At 41.1% G+C, this 16873-nt stretch carries 15 protein-coding genes and 1 pseudogene; 10 read left to right on the top strand and 6 right to left on the bottom strand.

Annotated features, from left to right (window positions below; translation table 11 throughout):
- Nucleotides 1–1082 (bottom strand): annotated as a pseudogene (locus ACED20_RS18860) (T9SS C-terminal target domain-containing protein); the annotation flags it as partial.
- Between the two features lie 1204 nt (nt 1083–2286).
- Between ACED20_RS18860 and ACED20_RS18855 the strand changes: the two are divergent.
- The 4 genes from ACED20_RS18855 to murC are packed head-to-tail and all read left to right on the top strand — an operon-like array spanning nt 2287 to nt 5538.
- Entirely contained in the window at nt 2287–2913 is a 627-nt protein-coding gene (locus ACED20_RS18855; RefSeq protein ID WP_294201372.1) for a CoA pyrophosphatase, read from the top strand.
- Between the two features lie 26 nt (nt 2914–2939).
- A complete protein-coding gene (locus ACED20_RS18850; RefSeq protein ID WP_294226071.1) occupies nt 2940–3746 on the top strand; it encodes a 1-acyl-sn-glycerol-3-phosphate acyltransferase in 807 nt (268 codons plus the stop codon).
- Nucleotides 3747–3758: 12 nt separating this feature from the next.
- Nucleotides 3759–4196 (top strand): hypothetical protein, encoded by a 438-nt coding sequence (locus ACED20_RS18845; protein WP_294201369.1) that lies wholly within the window; start codon nt 3759–3761, stop codon nt 4194–4196.
- 4 nt (nt 4197–4200) lie between these two features.
- A complete protein-coding gene (murC, locus tag ACED20_RS18840; protein WP_294201367.1) occupies nt 4201–5538 on the top strand; it encodes a UDP-N-acetylmuramate--L-alanine ligase in 1338 nt (445 codons plus the stop codon).
- 277 nt (nt 5539–5815) lie between these two features.
- Here the strand turns inward: murC and ACED20_RS18835 are convergent, their stop codons facing one another.
- The 3 genes from ACED20_RS18835 to ACED20_RS18825 form a co-directional block, all read right to left on the bottom strand.
- Complete coding sequence (locus ACED20_RS18835) at nt 5816–6262, bottom strand: lipocalin family protein (protein WP_294201365.1); 447 nt, start codon at nt 6260–6262, stop codon at nt 5816–5818.
- A gap of 173 nt (nt 6263–6435) precedes the next feature.
- Nucleotides 6436–7311, bottom strand: coding sequence for an aldo/keto reductase (locus tag ACED20_RS18830; RefSeq protein WP_294201364.1), 876 nt, complete (start codon nt 7309–7311; stop codon nt 6436–6438).
- Between the two features lie 24 nt (nt 7312–7335).
- Nucleotides 7336–8247, bottom strand: coding sequence for a LysR family transcriptional regulator (locus ACED20_RS18825; protein WP_294240202.1), 912 nt, complete (start codon nt 8245–8247; stop codon nt 7336–7338).
- Between the two features lie 221 nt (nt 8248–8468).
- Here ACED20_RS18825 and ACED20_RS18820 point away from each other — a divergent pair, with 221 nt between their 5' ends.
- The 3 genes from ACED20_RS18820 to ACED20_RS18810 are packed head-to-tail and all read left to right on the top strand — an operon-like array spanning nt 8469 to nt 10263.
- Nucleotides 8469–9083, top strand: coding sequence for an NAD(P)H-dependent oxidoreductase (locus tag ACED20_RS18820; protein WP_294226054.1), 615 nt, complete (start codon nt 8469–8471; stop codon nt 9081–9083).
- A gap of 4 nt (nt 9084–9087) precedes the next feature.
- Entirely contained in the window at nt 9088–9972 is an 885-nt protein-coding gene (locus ACED20_RS18815) for an NAD-dependent epimerase/dehydratase family protein (RefSeq protein ID WP_294226052.1), read from the top strand.
- A gap of 3 nt (nt 9973–9975) precedes the next feature.
- Entirely contained in the window at nt 9976–10263 is a 288-nt protein-coding gene (locus ACED20_RS18810) for a putative quinol monooxygenase (RefSeq protein ID WP_294229683.1), read from the top strand.
- Between the two features lie 284 nt (nt 10264–10547).
- On the opposite strand, the gene ACED20_RS18805 is transcribed toward ACED20_RS18810, so the two are convergent.
- Nucleotides 10548–10991, bottom strand: a complete 444-nt coding sequence (locus ACED20_RS18805) for a carboxymuconolactone decarboxylase family protein (protein WP_294308184.1) — start codon at nt 10989–10991, stop codon at nt 10548–10550.
- Between the two features lie 73 nt (nt 10992–11064).
- On the opposite strand from ACED20_RS18805, the gene ACED20_RS18800 reads away from it, so the two are divergent.
- Entirely contained in the window at nt 11065–11337 is a 273-nt protein-coding gene (locus tag ACED20_RS18800; protein ID WP_294229681.1) for a hypothetical protein, read from the top strand.
- A 1738-nt stretch (nt 11338–13075) separates the two neighbouring features.
- On the opposite strand, the gene ACED20_RS18795 is transcribed toward ACED20_RS18800, so the two are convergent.
- Nucleotides 13076–13648 (bottom strand): Crp/Fnr family transcriptional regulator, encoded by a 573-nt coding sequence (locus tag ACED20_RS18795; RefSeq protein ID WP_378106286.1) that lies wholly within the window; start codon nt 13646–13648, stop codon nt 13076–13078.
- Nucleotides 13649–13876: 228 nt separating this feature from the next.
- Between ACED20_RS18795 and ACED20_RS18790 the strand changes: the two genes are divergently transcribed.
- Both ACED20_RS18790 and ACED20_RS18785 read left to right on the top strand, forming a co-directional pair.
- On the top strand, nt 13877–14242 hold the full coding sequence (locus ACED20_RS18790; RefSeq protein ID WP_294199548.1) for a DUF1304 domain-containing protein: 366 nt from the start codon (nt 13877–13879) through the stop codon (nt 14240–14242).
- 1374 nt (nt 14243–15616) lie between these two features.
- Complete coding sequence (locus ACED20_RS18785) at nt 15617–16867, top strand: glycine betaine/L-proline ABC transporter ATP-binding protein (protein ID WP_378106284.1); 1251 nt, start codon at nt 15617–15619, stop codon at nt 16865–16867.
- Nucleotides 16868–16873 lie beyond the last annotated feature (6 nt).

The following is a 16873-nucleotide window of genomic DNA, read 5'->3' as shown; positions in this document are numbered from 1 at the left end:
CGGTTTTTGAAACTGTAGGATTTCTGCCAGATCTCTTCCCCCTTTGCATTTACGGAGATTAACCATAGGTCGGTTCCTTCTTCGATGCCCACCGTTTTATTGCCCGATCTCTCCGATCTGGATTCCCCGCCAATCAGATATCCGGTGGAAGTCATCGCTAACGTTCTTAAGTGATCATCGCCTTTGCCGCCGAAATTCTTCTCCCATTCCACTTTACCGTCTTTGGAAAGCTTTACGATCCAGTAGTCGCCTTCACCGTAATTACTGCTGGCTTTGGGCTGCTTGCTTCTGGCTGTTGAGGATGGATTTGCAGGCTGTTGTGTACTTCCGGCCTGCGTCTTTCCGCTTTCTGCTATTTCTCCGCTCCGTGAATATATCCCTAATAAGGCTCCGCCATCAATCGTCGGAATCATTTTCTCCACTTCGTCCAGTCCTCTGCCGCCCAAAACAAGCTGCGATAGCTCTTTTCCGTTTTTATCTAATCGTACGATTAAAACATCTTTGGAACCGTAGCCCTTCTCTGAATTCTGGATGTTTCCGGCAACATAAAACCCAAAATCCGTCGTTTGGATCACCGCCCTCGCTTCTTCATCAGAAGCACTGCCGATGGTTTTCTGCCACAGCTCATCGCCGAATTCGTTGATGCGGATCAGCCAAAAATCACTTCCGCCTTTGGACTCTTCCTTCTTATCCAGGCCTTTACCACTGTAGGAGGTTCCGGCAAGAAGATATCCTCCTTCCTGTGTATTTATCGTAGCCGATAAAAAATCATGGTTTTTTCCGGAAAAGTATTTTTCCCAGACTTCTTCTCCTTGTGGATTTAATTTTATCAGGTGATAGTTGTAGCCCGCGTTTTGTTGATGTCCGGCTCCCGATCCGGCCCCTGAGGTTCTCGAAGGGGTTGAAGGGGTCGGTGCCTGAATAGAACTTCCTGTAATAAGATATTGTCCGTCTATGGTGGTCGTCACCTGCGAAAGGAAATCCTGTGTCGAGGAGCTGATGTCCTTCTGCCAGACCACTTCCTGGGCCGAGACGCCCAGTACCGTGCACATCGTAAGTGCGCTCATGTAAAGTCTTTTCATGCTATTGAATTTTTGATATTGTTATTATTTTTATGCGAAATTAAGAAGCGTTTCCTTAAAGAAAATAAGGTTAACCGTATTCCTGAAGAATAGTAATCATGGTTTTCCGTAAAAGACGGAACGCTGCGGTTGCCGGTCATGGTTTTGTTTTTAATTTATTAATTTTTATCTGTCTGCAAAGCTAATCCTCACATGCGACAAAACACGTCGTATTATAATTAAAGATGCATTTTTTTCCATAAGGTTGGAAATCAAACAAAAAAAAGCGCGGAGCGAAAGTCAATCTGGCAAAGAGGTACCGCTAAGAACCTAAAGGACAAAAAAGACTCCGCCCGCGCCGTATGGATACACGGGCGTAAGTCTATCAACATCTTGTCCTTTTAAGAAGTTTAGCGGTTTTCTTTGACCCAATATGATAGCTTACGCTTGTTTTCGTTAAAATCTGCGGCTAAAATAGAAAAAATAATTTGACGTACAAAAAAATATCCTGTAAACCAATGATTATAAGATCATTAATCAAAACTTACAAATGAAAAATATTTACTTTTTTTCAATTTTCAATATAGCTGATTCCTGATTTTATAATTTTAAGATGAATAATATTCGCTTAAATGCAAAAAAAATATTAATTCAATTTTGTGTAAGACAGATAGCAGCAAAGCTTGATACCGCTAATCTTTACCACGCAAAGATTTTGTTGAAAAACCTGCATATCTAAAGTGAGCAAAGAAAGAGTCAGCAAGCTGATTTGATGAAGCGCACGTCCAAACTTCGCGCAGCAAATTTATTTGCCTTTGCTTACTAAAATCAGCAGTATGAAAATGCGTCTTTGCGTTGAAAAACTTTCCACAAATAATCTGCATTATCTGCAAAATCTGCATGAGGCTTTTTTCACGCAAAGATTTTCAATCTAATCCGATTATGTCAAGAGAGCAAAGAAGGAATCAGCAGGCTGATTCGATGAAGCGGACGCCCAAGATTCGCGCAACAAATTCCATTTACCTTGGTTTTCTGGAATCAACCACCTGTAAATTCATCTTTGCGTTGAAAAACTTCAGCCAGCAAAAAATCTGCGTGATATTTTTTTGATGCAAGATTTTATAGTTCATTATACCTTGCATCAAATAGAAAATACTCTTCTGTTTTTACCATTAATTAACACCCCCACTCTTCTTTCCTTCAAAAGAAATGATTAAATTTGAGAATGAGTTTTGGAAAAGATTTATTAAGAAAAATAAAAACTACAGCATTACCGGGAATCCATGCCCACGGTGTTTTTTCTCCTCCTTCAAGGCCTGTTTTCACCTATGATGAAATTCTGGAGCGGAACCCGAAGTTTGCGGCCGTCAATATCGTTTTGTACCTAAAGAATGACGAGTGGCACTTCCCTCTGATCCAGAGAACCATTAATGAGCATGACCGCCACAGCGGACAGATCTCGCTGCCTGGCGGAAAACGGGAAGAGACGGACCGCGATTTTGCGGAAACGGCCGTAAGGGAAACCTCTGAAGAAATCGGTATCGAAAAACATTATGTAAGGATGATCCGCGAAATGTCGCCGATTTACATTCCGCCCAGCAATTTCTATGTATATCCTTACATTTCCTACACCAAAAAGAACCCTGAATTCATCCTGCAGCAATCCGAAGCGGTAGAAGTCATTGAATTTCCCGTGACCAGCTTTCTGAGCCTTCCCGATAGCCCTGAAATCATGGCCCTGCCGGGTGCCGGCGGGAATGAAGTACCGGTAATCAACTTCAACGGATACATCATCTGGGGCGCTACGGCCATGATTCTGAGCGAATTCAGCCAGTTGCTGAAAAAAATGTAACTTTGCACCACCCTGTAAATTGAGAGATGGCGAAAAAAAATATTTTTACCGACGCGTTCGGAACTCCTTATTTTTTAAAGAGGATTATCATTTTTATTTTAGGAATGGTATCTTACCGAAGATTCAACGGATTTAATAAACTTAAAATCACGGGAACCGAACATCTGGTGGATCTTCCCGATTCCAATGTGCTGTTCGTGTCCAACCATCAGACGTATTTTGCGGATGTGGCCGCCATGTACCATGCATTCTGCTCGGTAAACAACGGGTACCTGAATACCATAAAAAACCCGATTTACCTACTGAACCCGAAAATCGATTTTTATTATGTAGCCGCCGAAGAAACCATGAACAAAGGGATTCTTCCGAAGATCTTTAAGATCGCCGGTGCCGTAACGGTAAAGCGGACCTGGAGGGCCGAAGGCAAAAACGTAAACCGGATCGTGGATATGAGCGAAGTCGACAATATCATGAAAGCCCTGGATAACGGATGGGTAGCCACTTTCCCACAGGGAACCACTTCTGCCTTTGCCCAGGGAAGACGGGGTACGGCCAAACTGGTAAAAAACCAACGGCCTATTGTAATTCCTATTAAAATCAACGGATTCAGAAGGGCATTCGATAAGAAAGGCCTCCGGGTAAAAGTTACCGGGGTGAAACCGACCATGGAGTTCAAGGCACCTCTGGATATCGATTATGATAAGGAAAATGCACAGCAGATTTTACTGAAGATCATGACGGCCATTGAGCAGACCGAGGATTTCAACCTTCTGCATCAATACGATGAAGAACTGAAAGCTAAAAAGTTAGAACAAAAAAAATCAGATAATTAAAAGCAGGAACTTATGAAAAGGATATTAGGAATCTTATTTATAACAATGCTGTTGGTATCATGCAACAGCCAGAAAGTATATTCGGATTTCGACATCAGCTATTCCAAAAGCGGCGGCTTTGCCCCTATCTATGAAAACCTTCTGATCAAAGGAAATACTGCACATTATTCTTTTGAAGGACAGGGTAAAAAATACAAACAGGATTTTAACGTTTCGGATGAGGAACTGATGAACCTGCAGACCATCCTTTTCCAGAACAATTTCAAAAGGATACAGGAAGACCATAAAAAGATCTACGATCATATAGCCATCTCCATCAACGTAAAGAAAGGGCCTAATGAAGGCAGTAAGACGGATGCGAGCGACGTGATGCCCAACTACAGAACAAACTGGACCAACATCACCAATGCTTTTCAGGAGATCATCAATACCCACGTAAAAAAACCGTAACAGATTGAAAACCCATTTCATCGCGATCGGCGGAAGTGCCATGCACAATCTTGCCATTGCATTAAAAGATAAAGGATACCAGGTAACCGGTTCCGACGATGCTATTTTCGAACCGTCCAGGACCCGGCTGGAAAACAAAGGAATCCTGCCTGCAGAAACAGGCTGGTTCCCGGAAAAGATCACTGCTGATATCGATGCGGTCATTTTAGGCATGCATGCCCATCAGGACAACCCGGAACTGGCCAGAGCAAAAGAACTGGGGCTGAAGATCTATTCTTATCCCGAGTTCCTGTACGAGCAGTCGAAAAACAAAACCAGAGTGGTGATTGCCGGTTCTCACGGAAAAACCACCATTACCTCAATGATCCTGCACGTCCTGAATTTTCATCAGAAAGATGTGGATTTTATGGTAGGGGCCCAACTGGAAGGTTTCGACTGTATGGTAAAGCTGACACAGGACAACGATTTCATGGTATTGGAAGGCGACGAATACCTCTCCTCCCCGATCGACCTGCGTTCTAAATTTTTATTATACCAGCCGAATATCGCTTTACTGAGCGGAATTGCCTGGGACCACATCAATGTATTTAAAACATTTGACGACTATATCGAACAGTTCAGGAAATTCGTAGCCAGCATCACGGCAGGCGGCGTTCTGGTATACAATGAAGAAGATGCAGAAGTGGTGAAAGTCGTGGAAGAAGCGGAAAACTACTTTCGGAAAATCCCTTACCGTACGCCTGAATATGAAATCGTAAACGCAAAAGTTCATCTGAAGACGGAAGTCGGTAATGTCCCGCTTTCGGTATTCGGAGCCCATAACCTCCTGAACATGGAAGGAGCGCGCCATATCTGCCATACGCTGGGAATCATGGATGAAGATTTCTACGAAGCCATTATGAGCTTTAAAGGAGCTTCAAAACGTCTGGAGAAGGTCGAAAGGACCGACAATGGAATTCTTTACAAAGATTTTGCCCACGCACCGAGCAAGGTAAAGGCCACGGTAAAAGCTTTTGGCGAACAGTTTAACAAAGATAAAAAATACGGTTTCCTGGAACTCCATACGTATTCAAGCCTGAACCCGGTTTTCCTGGAACAGTACGACCACGCGATGGACGGCCTGGATGAAGCGGTTGTTTTTTACTCGGAAGATGCCCTGAAGATCAAAAGAATGGAACCGATTTCGCCGGAGCTGATCCGCGATAAATTTAAAAATACAGACCTGAAAGTCTTTACCCATGCAGAAGACCTTCACGCCTACTGGAACACGCTGGATAAAACGCAGGGCGTTTACCTGATGATGAGTTCCGGAAACTTCGGCGGACTGGATCTTACGAAATAATTTTATTTTCATATTACTAAAAACTCCTTTCAATCGAAAGGAGTTTTAATTTAATGTAAATTTGATAATCTGTCATTTATTTTCAACCTGTTGCTTGATAAGGCTAAAAAGAATTAAGATTTGTGAATTGGAATGTTGAATAGTATTTCTTAGCTGGTAAATAAATAATATCAAATGGCATAAATGACTTTTAGCTTTGTTAGTAGCGTTAAAACTTCCAGCATCCAGCTTCCAGCATCCAACCTGTTAGTCAGAATTGCTTCGAATGCACGTCAGTTTAATTGATTCTTTTATAAAAACGCCTGAGCACATCCCTTGTTCCGTCCCCGTCAAAATCCTGCATCCGGTCTTCGATCACCATATCGCTTGCGGTAAGCTTGGTAATGAAATACGGATATTTCTCTTCGCCCTCAAACCAGAATTTACCTTCTCCTTTATCGAACGAATATTTCCTTGTAGAAAAATCTGTTTTTACGCAGGTGTTATTGTTATCGGCATAGGAAATGGAAATAAGATGGGAAGAGGTAAATTCATAAGTATCCATTTTCTGGCAATCCGTTGAGTAAGAGGTCAGGATCTGCTGATTGATAGATTTGTAAATCTCCGATTTTTCAACAGACCATTTTCCGATAATGGATGCTTTGTTGCCGGGATCCTGATCTTCATCGTTGCCACCGCAGGAAACAACGGAGAAGAGCACCAGTGCCAAAAGAGGTTTCTTCATAATTACAGTAATACTTTAGTAGATAAAAATAAAACTAATTCCTGTTTTAATTCTAATAAATATTGTCTTTATTGGCCAACAAAATAAAAGCTCCTTCACACAGGAAGAAGCTTACATATTAAGAGACTGATACTGTTGATTACAGATCTTTTTTATCATTTAAAATTGTTAAATTAAATATCCGCTACAGCCTTCAGCATTTTCTGTTCCCATTCCGGATCTTTCGGATCGAAGAACAACCTTTTTCCGGTATCCAGAGAGCGGACTGTATTCATTTCGTCTTCCGTCAGTTCGAAATCAAATACATTAAAGTTTTCTTCGATTCTCGAAGGTGTTACCGATTTCGGGATCATACAGAAACCTTCCTGAAGGTGCCATCTTAAAATGACCTGCGCTACGGTTTTCCCGTATTTTTCACCGATGGACTTCAATTCGGCATTCTCCAGCAATCCGGCGTTGCCGTTTCCAAGCGGGCTCCACGGTTGGGTAATGATGTTGTTTTCCCGGTTATACCTCTGAAGTTCCTTTTGCTGGAAGATTGGGTGCAGTTCGATCTGGTTGATTACCGGAAGAATGGTTGCAGCCGCTTTCAGTTCTTCCATCTTATCCTTCGGGAAATTGCATACGCCGATGGCTTTGATCTTTCCTTCCTGATACAGCTCTTCCATTGCTCTCCACGCGCCGGTAAAATCGGCATACGGCCAGTGGATCAGATACATATCAAGATAATCCAGCTGTAACCGGTCCACCGTTCTCTGAAAAGCACCTTTTGCCTTTTCATAAGATGTATCCTGAACCCATAGCTTGGAAGTGATGAACAGTTCTTCCCGATTGATTCCGCTGTTCTTTACCGCATTTCCTACGGCCGTTTCATTCTGGTAAATAGAAGCCGTATCGATCATCCGGTAACCGGTCTCAATGGCTTTGATCACCGCGTTTTCACATTCCTGCTGGTCTTCCATCTGCCATACCCCGAAGCCTAAAGCCGGGATATCCACGCCGTTGTTTAAGGTAATAACAGGTTGCCCTGCGTATGTTTTCTTTTGCATATTGTTATTTATAATTTTATTTTGTTAAACATGAATTTCTTTTCCCATCACCTTCCGGAATAGCCCTTTGATATGGTCAATCTCCTGCAGGTAATTCGTTTTTTTCCTGCAGCCGAAATATAAAGTGTTTTCCAGCTTTTTTTCACCCTCCCAGATCAGCCTGATCTCGCCGTCTTCAATTTCTTTTCTGCAGAGGAAATCGGGTACAACCGCTACGCCGGAGCCTCCTTTCAGACAGCGGACGATGGAATTGAGGTTGGGTACAATATAATTAGGTCTGAAATCCGGCTTATGGCCGAAATTCAGGATCCAGAACTGGAAAAGATGCTCCATATCCCCGGCTGTCCCATACCACTTTTCATTTCTCAGCCATTCCTCAGCATATTCGGTTCCTTTACTATTTAAAGTCTTTTCAAACTCCTGTACATCAACATCCCTGCCGCCGACCAGAATAATCCGCTCCGATGAAAATGCTTCGTGCTGAATGTTCGGCGAAATTCCTTTTTTCGGGGTAATAATTAAATCTAAAATCCCTTTATCCAGCTGATCGAGCATTTCCCGGTATTGTCCGAAACTGATGATCAGGTTGAACGGCAGGCTGGAAACATACTGCTCCAGCGTGGTCTGAAAAGTTTCAAAGCACATTCCGACACTGATAGTAGGAGTAAGTTTCTCCGTAGATTTCTGAAAGTTTTTTTCCGCCTCTTCCAGTTTGGTCAACGGCTCCGAGATCGCATTGAATAAAACCTTTCCCCTTTCCGTAGGAATCATTTTCCTTCCCGTCCGGTCGAATAATTTATACCCGACGTAAGCTTCAAGCGAACTGAGATGCAAACTTACCCCCGGCTGGGAAATAAATAAGGAATCTGCAGCTTCCGTTAAAGTCCCGGTATTATAGATCGCTTTAAAAGTCCGGTACCATTCCAGATTAACCATAAGTATTACTTTTATAATGCAAATTTAGTCAAATAATAATAATTATAATATTTTCAACATAAATGAAAAGCATTACCGCTGTCTATACCATAATTAAATTATTAACTTTCAATATACTACATTTAAATCATTTAAATAATACTTAACTATAAATTATATTATTTTTCTGATAGCAATCTAGCTGATACCTTTGTACTGTAAAATTTAAACATCATAAAGCAATGAAAAAAGTATTGATTATCAATGGAGGACAGAACTTCGGACATTCCGGAGGAAAATATAATGAAACGATTACAAAAAATACCCTGGAAGTACTGAAAAGCTTCGGCAATGTAGAAGTACAGATTACGAACGTGGATGAAGGCTATGATAAAGACGAAGAAGTAAAAAAGTTTGTGTGGGCAGACTACATCATCTACCACACCCCGATCTGGTGGTTCCAGTTGCCGAACGGCTTAAAGAAATACATCGATGAAGTTTTCACGGCAGGCCAAGCCAAAGGAATTTATCTGAACGACGGCAGAAGCTCGGACAACCCTGAAATCAATTACGGCACCGGCGGAATGCTCGGCGGAAGAAAATACCTGGTGACTACCAGCTGGAATGCCCCGGAAACCGCCTTTACCCTCCCCGGAGAATTCTTTAACGAAACCGGTGTGGATAACGGACCGCTGTTCGGATTTCACCGGATGAACGCTTTTGTCTCTCTCGAAAAAATGGAAAGTTTCCATTTTCATGATGTGGAAAAGAACGCTGATGTGGAGCGCGATATGAAGCGGTACCGCGAACACCTGACCGCCATATTTGAAAAAGAACTGAAACCTCATTTTGCCTGACCGGATGAAAAAGATATTAATTACGGGAATCACCGGATATATCGGCGGAAGCATAGCTCAAAAGCTACTGGATAAAAAATACAAGGTAGTTGGTCTGGTTCGTAATGAGGTCCATACCAAAGAACTGAATGCCGCCGGAATTGAAACCATTGTCGGAAGCATCCATGATGAAACGGTTTTACAAAAAGCAATTTCCGATGCGGATGCCGTGATCCACAACGCCGATTCCGCAGATGACGCCTATGCGGCAGACAGCATTGTAAATGCTTTGGAAGGAACCGGAAAAACTTTTATTTTCACCTCCGGCTCAGCCATTTTCGGAGGAAAGGAGAACGGAGAAAAAAATGATTTTGTATTTACGGAAGACTTTCCGCTACAGCCACGACTGGAAATGGCTTCCCGGGTTCTCATCAATCAGCATATCCTTCGGTCTACCCGGAAGAATATCAGGAGCATCGTTATCGTTCCTACCATGGTGTACGGAGAAGGCCTTGGACTGAAAAAAGACAGCATCCAGCTTCCTGCTCTTATCAGCTTGTCGAAAAAGAAAGGATTCGGAATTTACTTCGGGAAGGGGGAAAATATCTGGTCGAATGTACACATTGAAGACCTGGCCGATTTATATATCCTTGCTTTGGAAAAGTCAAAAGCAGGATCTCTGTATTATGCAGAAAACGGCGCTTCAACGATAAAAAACCTGGCAGAAAAAATAAGCGACCGTTACAGCCTGCAGCCTGCCCGGTCGGTAACCGTTCAGGAAGCGGTGGATACCTTCGGCCCTGCGGGAGGCTATTTCGGTTTTGCTTCCAACAGTCTGTGCAGCTCAGACAAAGCCCGGACGGAACTGCAATGGAAACCGCAACATCAATCGATCGAATATTATATTTAAATTATGAAAATCTACCTTACCGCCGTTATTAAGGCAAAAGAAGAATACCGTGAAGAAGTCCTGGAAACACTTCAGAATATGGTCAGAGAAACCATCCAGGAAGAAGCCAATGAACAATATACGCTCCATCAGGGAATTGAGGACCACAACCAGTTTATATTCTACGAGATCTGGAAAAGTAAAGAGGGGCTTGCCAAACACAATGAGCAACCTTATATCAAGGCTTTCGGAGATCTGATCAATGAAAAACTGCAGGAACAGCCACAGATTTATTTAACACAGCTCATCTGACGGTAAAAACCGCTGAGAAATGATGAGGCAAAGATTTTATTGGGTGCGGAAATTTCATATAATCATTAAATCAATTGAAGATGAAGCTATTAAAGAATATTTTTACCATTTTATTTTTTTTCATTGATGACTCCCCATTAACGCACAACAGAAAGATCAGCTCAGCTGCCCGAAATAACAAAAGCGCTTCTCATACCGGGAAGCGCTTTTTAAATTAAAAAGCGGACTAAAATTCGCTCCTATTGATATAATAATCTGTGAAAATCTGCGCAATCCTTGGGATATTATTCTGCAACCGGCATGTGGGTAGAAATCGCAATCCGGTTCCACATATTGATCGTGACAGCCGCCATAATGATATCCGCAATCCGGGTTTCGCTGAAAATCTGTTTTGCTTTTTGGTAGGTTTCTTCGGATAATCCTTTCTCACTGATCAGAGTAACTTCCTCCGCAATAGCAAGTATCACCTGTTCTTCTTCGGTAAACAGTTCCCGGGCATCCTTCCATGAATTCAGAAGGAAAATCCGTTGTGGCGTTTCACCGTATCTCAGAGCATTTTTGGTATGCATGTCGAGACAAAAGGCACAGCCGTTGATCTGCGAAGCCCTGATCTTGATCAGCTCCTTTTGGATCGAGGTTAAAAAACTGTTTTGAAGGGCTTTTTCCATTCCTGTTCCGGCCTGGTAAGCGGTGGCATTTACCTCTGCCATGTTGAATCTTGTACTCATTTTTATTTTGTTTAAAAGTTCTGAGGCAAAGTTCCCGTTTCCGGACGGCAAAAATCTTAAACCAGTTTAAGAAATGAATTTTTATAAAATTGATGTTGAATATGCAAGGCGTGGGGAGTTTCATGGTATCATATTCTGTATGCGTTATATTAATGCTGCTTTACAATTAACGCAAAAATTGATGATTATTCCGCATATTTTGAAGCAGGCAAAGGCAAATAAATTTGCTGCGCGAAGCTGCTGCTATTATACATTCCCTTTAGAGCACATGAATAAAACGTATGTTTCTTCAAATCAGCTTGCTGATTCATTCTTTGCTCCCTTGAATTATGCGACAAGAAAATGAAAACTTTGCATTACATAAAGCGCGCAGATTTCATAACGAAAAGGTTAATAATCACTCCGCATATTTTAAAGTGAGCAAAGGCAAATAAATTTGCTGCGCGAAGCTGCTGCTATTATACATTCCCTTTAGAGCACATGGATAAAACACCCGCTTCTTCAAATCAGCTTGCTGATTCATTCTTTGCTCCCTTGAATTATGCGTCAAGAAAATGAAAACTTTGCGTTACATAAAGCGCGCAGATTTCATAACGAAAAGGTTAATAATCACTCTGCATATTTTAAAGTGAGCAAAGGCAAATAAATTTGCTGCGCGAAGCTGCTGCTATTATAAATTCTCTTTAGAGCACATGGATAAAACGCCCGCTTCTTCAAATCAGCTTGCTGATTCATTCTTTGCTCCCTTGAATTATGCGACAAGAAAATGAAAACTTTGCATTACATAAAGCGCGCAGATTTCATAACGAAAAGGTTAATAATCACTCCGCATATTTTAAAGTGAGCAAAGGCAAATAAATTTGCTGCGCGAAGCTGCTGCTATTATACATTCCCTTTAGAGCACATGGATAAAACACCCGCTTCTTCAAATCAGCTTGCTGATTCATTCTTTGCTCCCTTGAATTATGCGACAAGAAAATGAAAACTTTGCATTACATAAAGCGCGCAGATTTCATAACGAAAAGGTTAATAATCACTCCGCATATTTTAAAGTGAGCAAAGGCAAATAAATTTGCTGCGCGAAGCTGCTGCTATTATACATTCCCTTTAGCGCACATGGATAAAACACCCGCTTCTTCAACTCAGCTTGCTGATTCATTCTTTGCTCCCTTGAATTATGCAACCCGAAAATGAACACTTTGCATTACATAAAGCGCGCAGATTGCATAACGAAAAGGTTAATAATCACTCCGCATATTTTAAAGTGAGCAAAGGCAAATAAGTTTGCTGCGCGAAGCTGCTGCTATTATACATTCCCTTTAGAGCACATGGATAAAACACCCGCTTCTTCAAATCAGCTTGCTGATTCATTCTTTGCTCCCTTGAATTATGCGACAAGAAAATGAAAACTTTGCATTACATAAAGCGCGCAGATTTCATAACGAAAAGGTTAATAATCACTCTGCATATTTTAAAGTGAGCAAAGGCAAATAAATTTGCTGCGCGAAGCTGCTGCTATTATAAATTCTCTTTAGAGCACATGGATAAAACGCCCGCTTCTTCAAATCAGCTTGCTGATTCATTCTTTGCTCCCTTGAATTATGCGATAAGAAAATGAAAACTTTGCGTTACATAAAGCGCGCAGATTTCATAACGAAAAGGTTAATAATCACTCCGTATATTTTAGAGCCTGTTTAAATTTACCTTTTATATTTTAACATTAAGAATTTAAGATATTTTAGCTTAAAAAAATCAATATGCCGATTGCCCGGCGATATTCAATTAAATAAATTGGAATCATCGTATTAAAGTGAAGAATAAACAAAGTTTATTTAATTGAGAAAATTAAGAGAAATGACGGAAAGTTTGCTGAATTAAAATTTAAACAGGCTCTTAAAGTGAGCAAAGGCAAATAAATTTACTGCGCGAAACTGCTGTTGCAATGTATCCTCTTTAGAGCACATGGATAAAACGCCCGCTTCTTCAAATCAGCTTGCTGATTCTTTCTTTGCTCCCTTGAATTATACGTCAATAGAATGAAAACTTTGCGTTGAAAAATCTTTCAGCCATATCCGATTTTAGTTTCAGGGACGAAGTTTCGCTCTAATTTCACTTAAATACTCCGGGGTGAATCCCAGAAAGGAAGCCACCAGATACTGCGGAATTCTTTGAATAAACCATGGATATAATGTACTGAACCGAATAAAGGCTTCTTCTTTGGACAATTCGTAAAGATACCGGATCCGCCGTTCCGCAGCAGCCGAAGACCGCTGATACACGATCCGGAAATACCGTTCCATTAGCGGATATTTTTCCAGCAACTTTTCACGGTCCTGAAAATCAATGGCCAAAACAATCGACCTTTCCACGGCCTGGATTCCGAAATCCGTTTTCGACTGTCTTTCGTAAGCAAAAGTATCCGTCATCCACCAGTTTTCAATGGCGAATTCAGTGGTCTGTTCAATTCCTTTTTCATTAATGAAAAATTTTCTCAGGCAGCCCTTTACCACAAAGAACATCAGCCGGCAGATTTCCCCTTCAGACAGCAGATCCTGTTTTTTCTTCACTTCCACCACACGGAAATACGAGAGGATAGCATCAAATTTCTCATCATCGATGCTGATGAACTTTTCCAAATGCGCCCTGAATGATTCCATAATTAAAATTAGATCATCAAACTTACTCTTTTTTTTGCCTTTTACAACAATCCATTTAATAAAGCCATTCCAGAAAATGATTTTACATTGCTTATGAAAAATGATGTGTCCGAAAATAAAAATCAAAGATTTTTAAAACTTTTACGGACTTCTGAACATAAATAATTAACTTTAATCTTCAGCAGCCTGGTCTTTTTTGACTTCTGTAGTAAAACGAAATAACAATAAATGGAAATCATAGCCAAAATCCTCATCGCCGCCGTTGCCCTTGAACATCTTTACATCCTGTGGATGGAAATGTTTGCTTGGGAAACCAAGGGAAAAGAAGTTTTCAGAAATGCCCTTCCGGCAGACCTGTTTAAACCGACCAAAGGGTTAGCTGCCAATCAGGGGCTTTACAACGGTTTCCTTGCAGCCGGACTCATCTGGTCCCTTCTGATCAAAGATCCGGAATGGCAGACGAATGTGGCCTTGTTCTTCCTCGGATGTGTAGCTGTGGCCGGTATTTACGGCGGTATTTCCGCCACGAAAAAGATATTTTTCGTACAGGCGATGCCTGCAATCCTGGCGATAGTGGCGGTGTTGCTGAAATGAAAATCCGGAAATGAAACAGGTCTGTAATCTATCTTAATCCGATTATCATTATCAGTTAAAATTTAATATTCGAAACATTATTCAGGCTATCAATAGCGTTGGGCTTTAGTTCGATGTCATTATTGTGATCAGGATCTGACTTTAACTAAAACTTATTATAAATTTTGGCTAAAGCCGATTTAAAATGAACGTTAGATCAGAACGGGTTAAAACCCATTCCTATTGATAATCGTTTTTACGCTTAGACTTATTTTAAGGTATTGATAACTCTAAACACAAAGATTAATTAAGGCCGCGTTTATCTTAAGAAGGCAAAGGCAGATAAATCTGCTGCGCGAAGCGAACGGACAGCTTCTTCAATCAGCTTCCTGATTCATTCTTTGCTCCCTTGAATTATGTATCAGGAAAATAAAAACTTTGCGTTAAAATCATAATGCAAATCCGACGTAATCAGCAATAAAAGTATAATATTCAAAACATTATAAAGGTTATCAATAGCGTCGGGCTTTAGCCCGATGTCATTATTGTGATTATTGTTCGGCTTTAGCCAAAATTTATAATAAGTTTGGCTAAAGCCGATTTTAAATGACGTTAGATTAAAACGGGTTAAAACCCGTTCCTATTGATAATCGTATTTACATTCGGGCATATTTTAAGGCAACAGAATTAAAAGTAATTAAATGCAAAAATTAGATTGCGTTTATCTCAAGAAGACAAATAAATCTGCTGAGCGAAGCAGCTGTTTTTAATACACCTTCATAAAAGCGTAAAGATAAAACAGCCGCTTCCTCAAATCAGCTTGCTGATTCATTCTTTGCTCACTTGAATTACGCGTCAGGAAAATAAAATCTTTGCGTTAAAAAACACCGTATGCCTTCCGGAATAAAATTACAAACTCCATAAAGCTAAAAGCTCACAATAATTTAGTAAAATCCAAAAGCCAAACTATTTACAACTCTAACTTATCATTATTCAGACAATACCCTCATTTATTAAATCATTAAAATTCAATTATTTATACTTGAAAAAATTCATATAATTTAAATTTCGTAAATTTGCAGAGTCAATAATTTACAAAGCAATGCTTTTTATTGGCCTGCATTTTGTCAAAATGTAGAAATTCCAGTTGTATAGTATATCTATCGGATCATTATTTTTGAGATAATGATTCTCTGTTAAAAAGAAAATTTTTCTTTTCTGATCTTCTTTAAGAAGTAAAATCTGCAATTGCATATAAGCATCATGCTTTATATTATTATTTGCATTGAGGTTATCATCAACCTTTCATAGGATGCTATTCAACAGGTAAAATTCCATAGCAGATTAAACGTTTAATTAAAATATTTACATCTGTGCTAAATACAAACATCTGATATGAATACAATAGAAAATAAAAAGAAAGTAAAACTTAAAGTCGAGGATCTCACGATTATCTTCGGCAAAAACAAGGAAAAAGCCCTTGAACTTCTCGACGAAGGCTTTTCGAAAAAAGAAATCCTTGAGAAAACCGGCTGCACGGTCGGGATCAACAAAGCGAATTTTGAAATTTATGAAGGGGAATTCTTCGTGATCATGGGATTGTCGGGAAGCGGAAAATCTACCCTTTTGCGCTGCCTGAACCGGCTGAACGAGCCGACTTTGGGAAACGTGTACATCAACGACGATAATATTACCGGCAAAAACAACAAAGACCTGCTGGAAGTACGGCGTACGGAAATGAGCATGGTGTTCCAGAAATTCGGACTCCTGCCCCATCACACGGTGCTGAGCAACGCTGCTTTCGGACTGGAGATCCGGGGTGAAGATAAAAAATCCCGCGAAGAAAAAGCACAGAAAGCACTGGATATTGTCGGGCTGAACGGTTTTGAAAACCAATATCCGTCACAGCTTTCCGGAGGGATGCAGCAGCGGGTCGGCCTGGCAAGGGCATTGGCCAACGACCCTGAAGTCCTGCTGATGGATGAGGCTTTCTCAGCTTTGGACCCGCTGATCAAATCGGAAATGCAGGACCAGATGCTGGAACTCCAGGAGACGCTTCAGAAAACCATCGTCTTTATTACCCACGACCTCGACGAAGCCATCAAGATCGGCGACCGCATCGTGATCATGAAAGACGGGGTGATCGAGCAGATCGGGACCGCCGAAGATATTCTCACCAACCCGGCGAGCGACTATGTAAAAGCCTTCGTAGAAAAAGTAGACCGCAAAAGCATCATCACAGCGAAATCTTTAATGTTCGATAAACCTACGGTAGTGCGTTTCAGGAAAGACGGCCCGGAAGGCGCGCTCCGGAAAATGAGGGCCACCGGCCTGGAGAATTTACCCGTAGTGGATTTCCAGAATACCTTCCTGGGATTTGTAAAGCTGGACGACATCCTGCAGATCGCCAAAAAGAAAGAACCCACCGTAGAATCGGTAATCAACAGCAATGTACCGTCGGTATTTCCGGAAGCTACCGTGGAAGAAATGCTGCCGTTGATTTCAGGAAGCAAATCCTCGATTGCCGTGGTGGACGGAAATAATAAATTCCTGGGGCTGGTGACGCAATTGTCGCTGGTCATCGAAGCCACAAGGTTCAACAAAGAGGAAATCATCGAATTAAAAGAAATCGCAAACAACCAATAACATAAC

The organism is Chryseobacterium sp. sg2396 (assembly GCF_042610505.1).
Lineage (GTDB): Bacteria > Bacteroidota > Bacteroidia > Flavobacteriales > Weeksellaceae > Chryseobacterium.
Note: the sequence above shows the minus strand (reverse complement) of the source record. Positions and strands in the feature narration are given on the sequence as shown.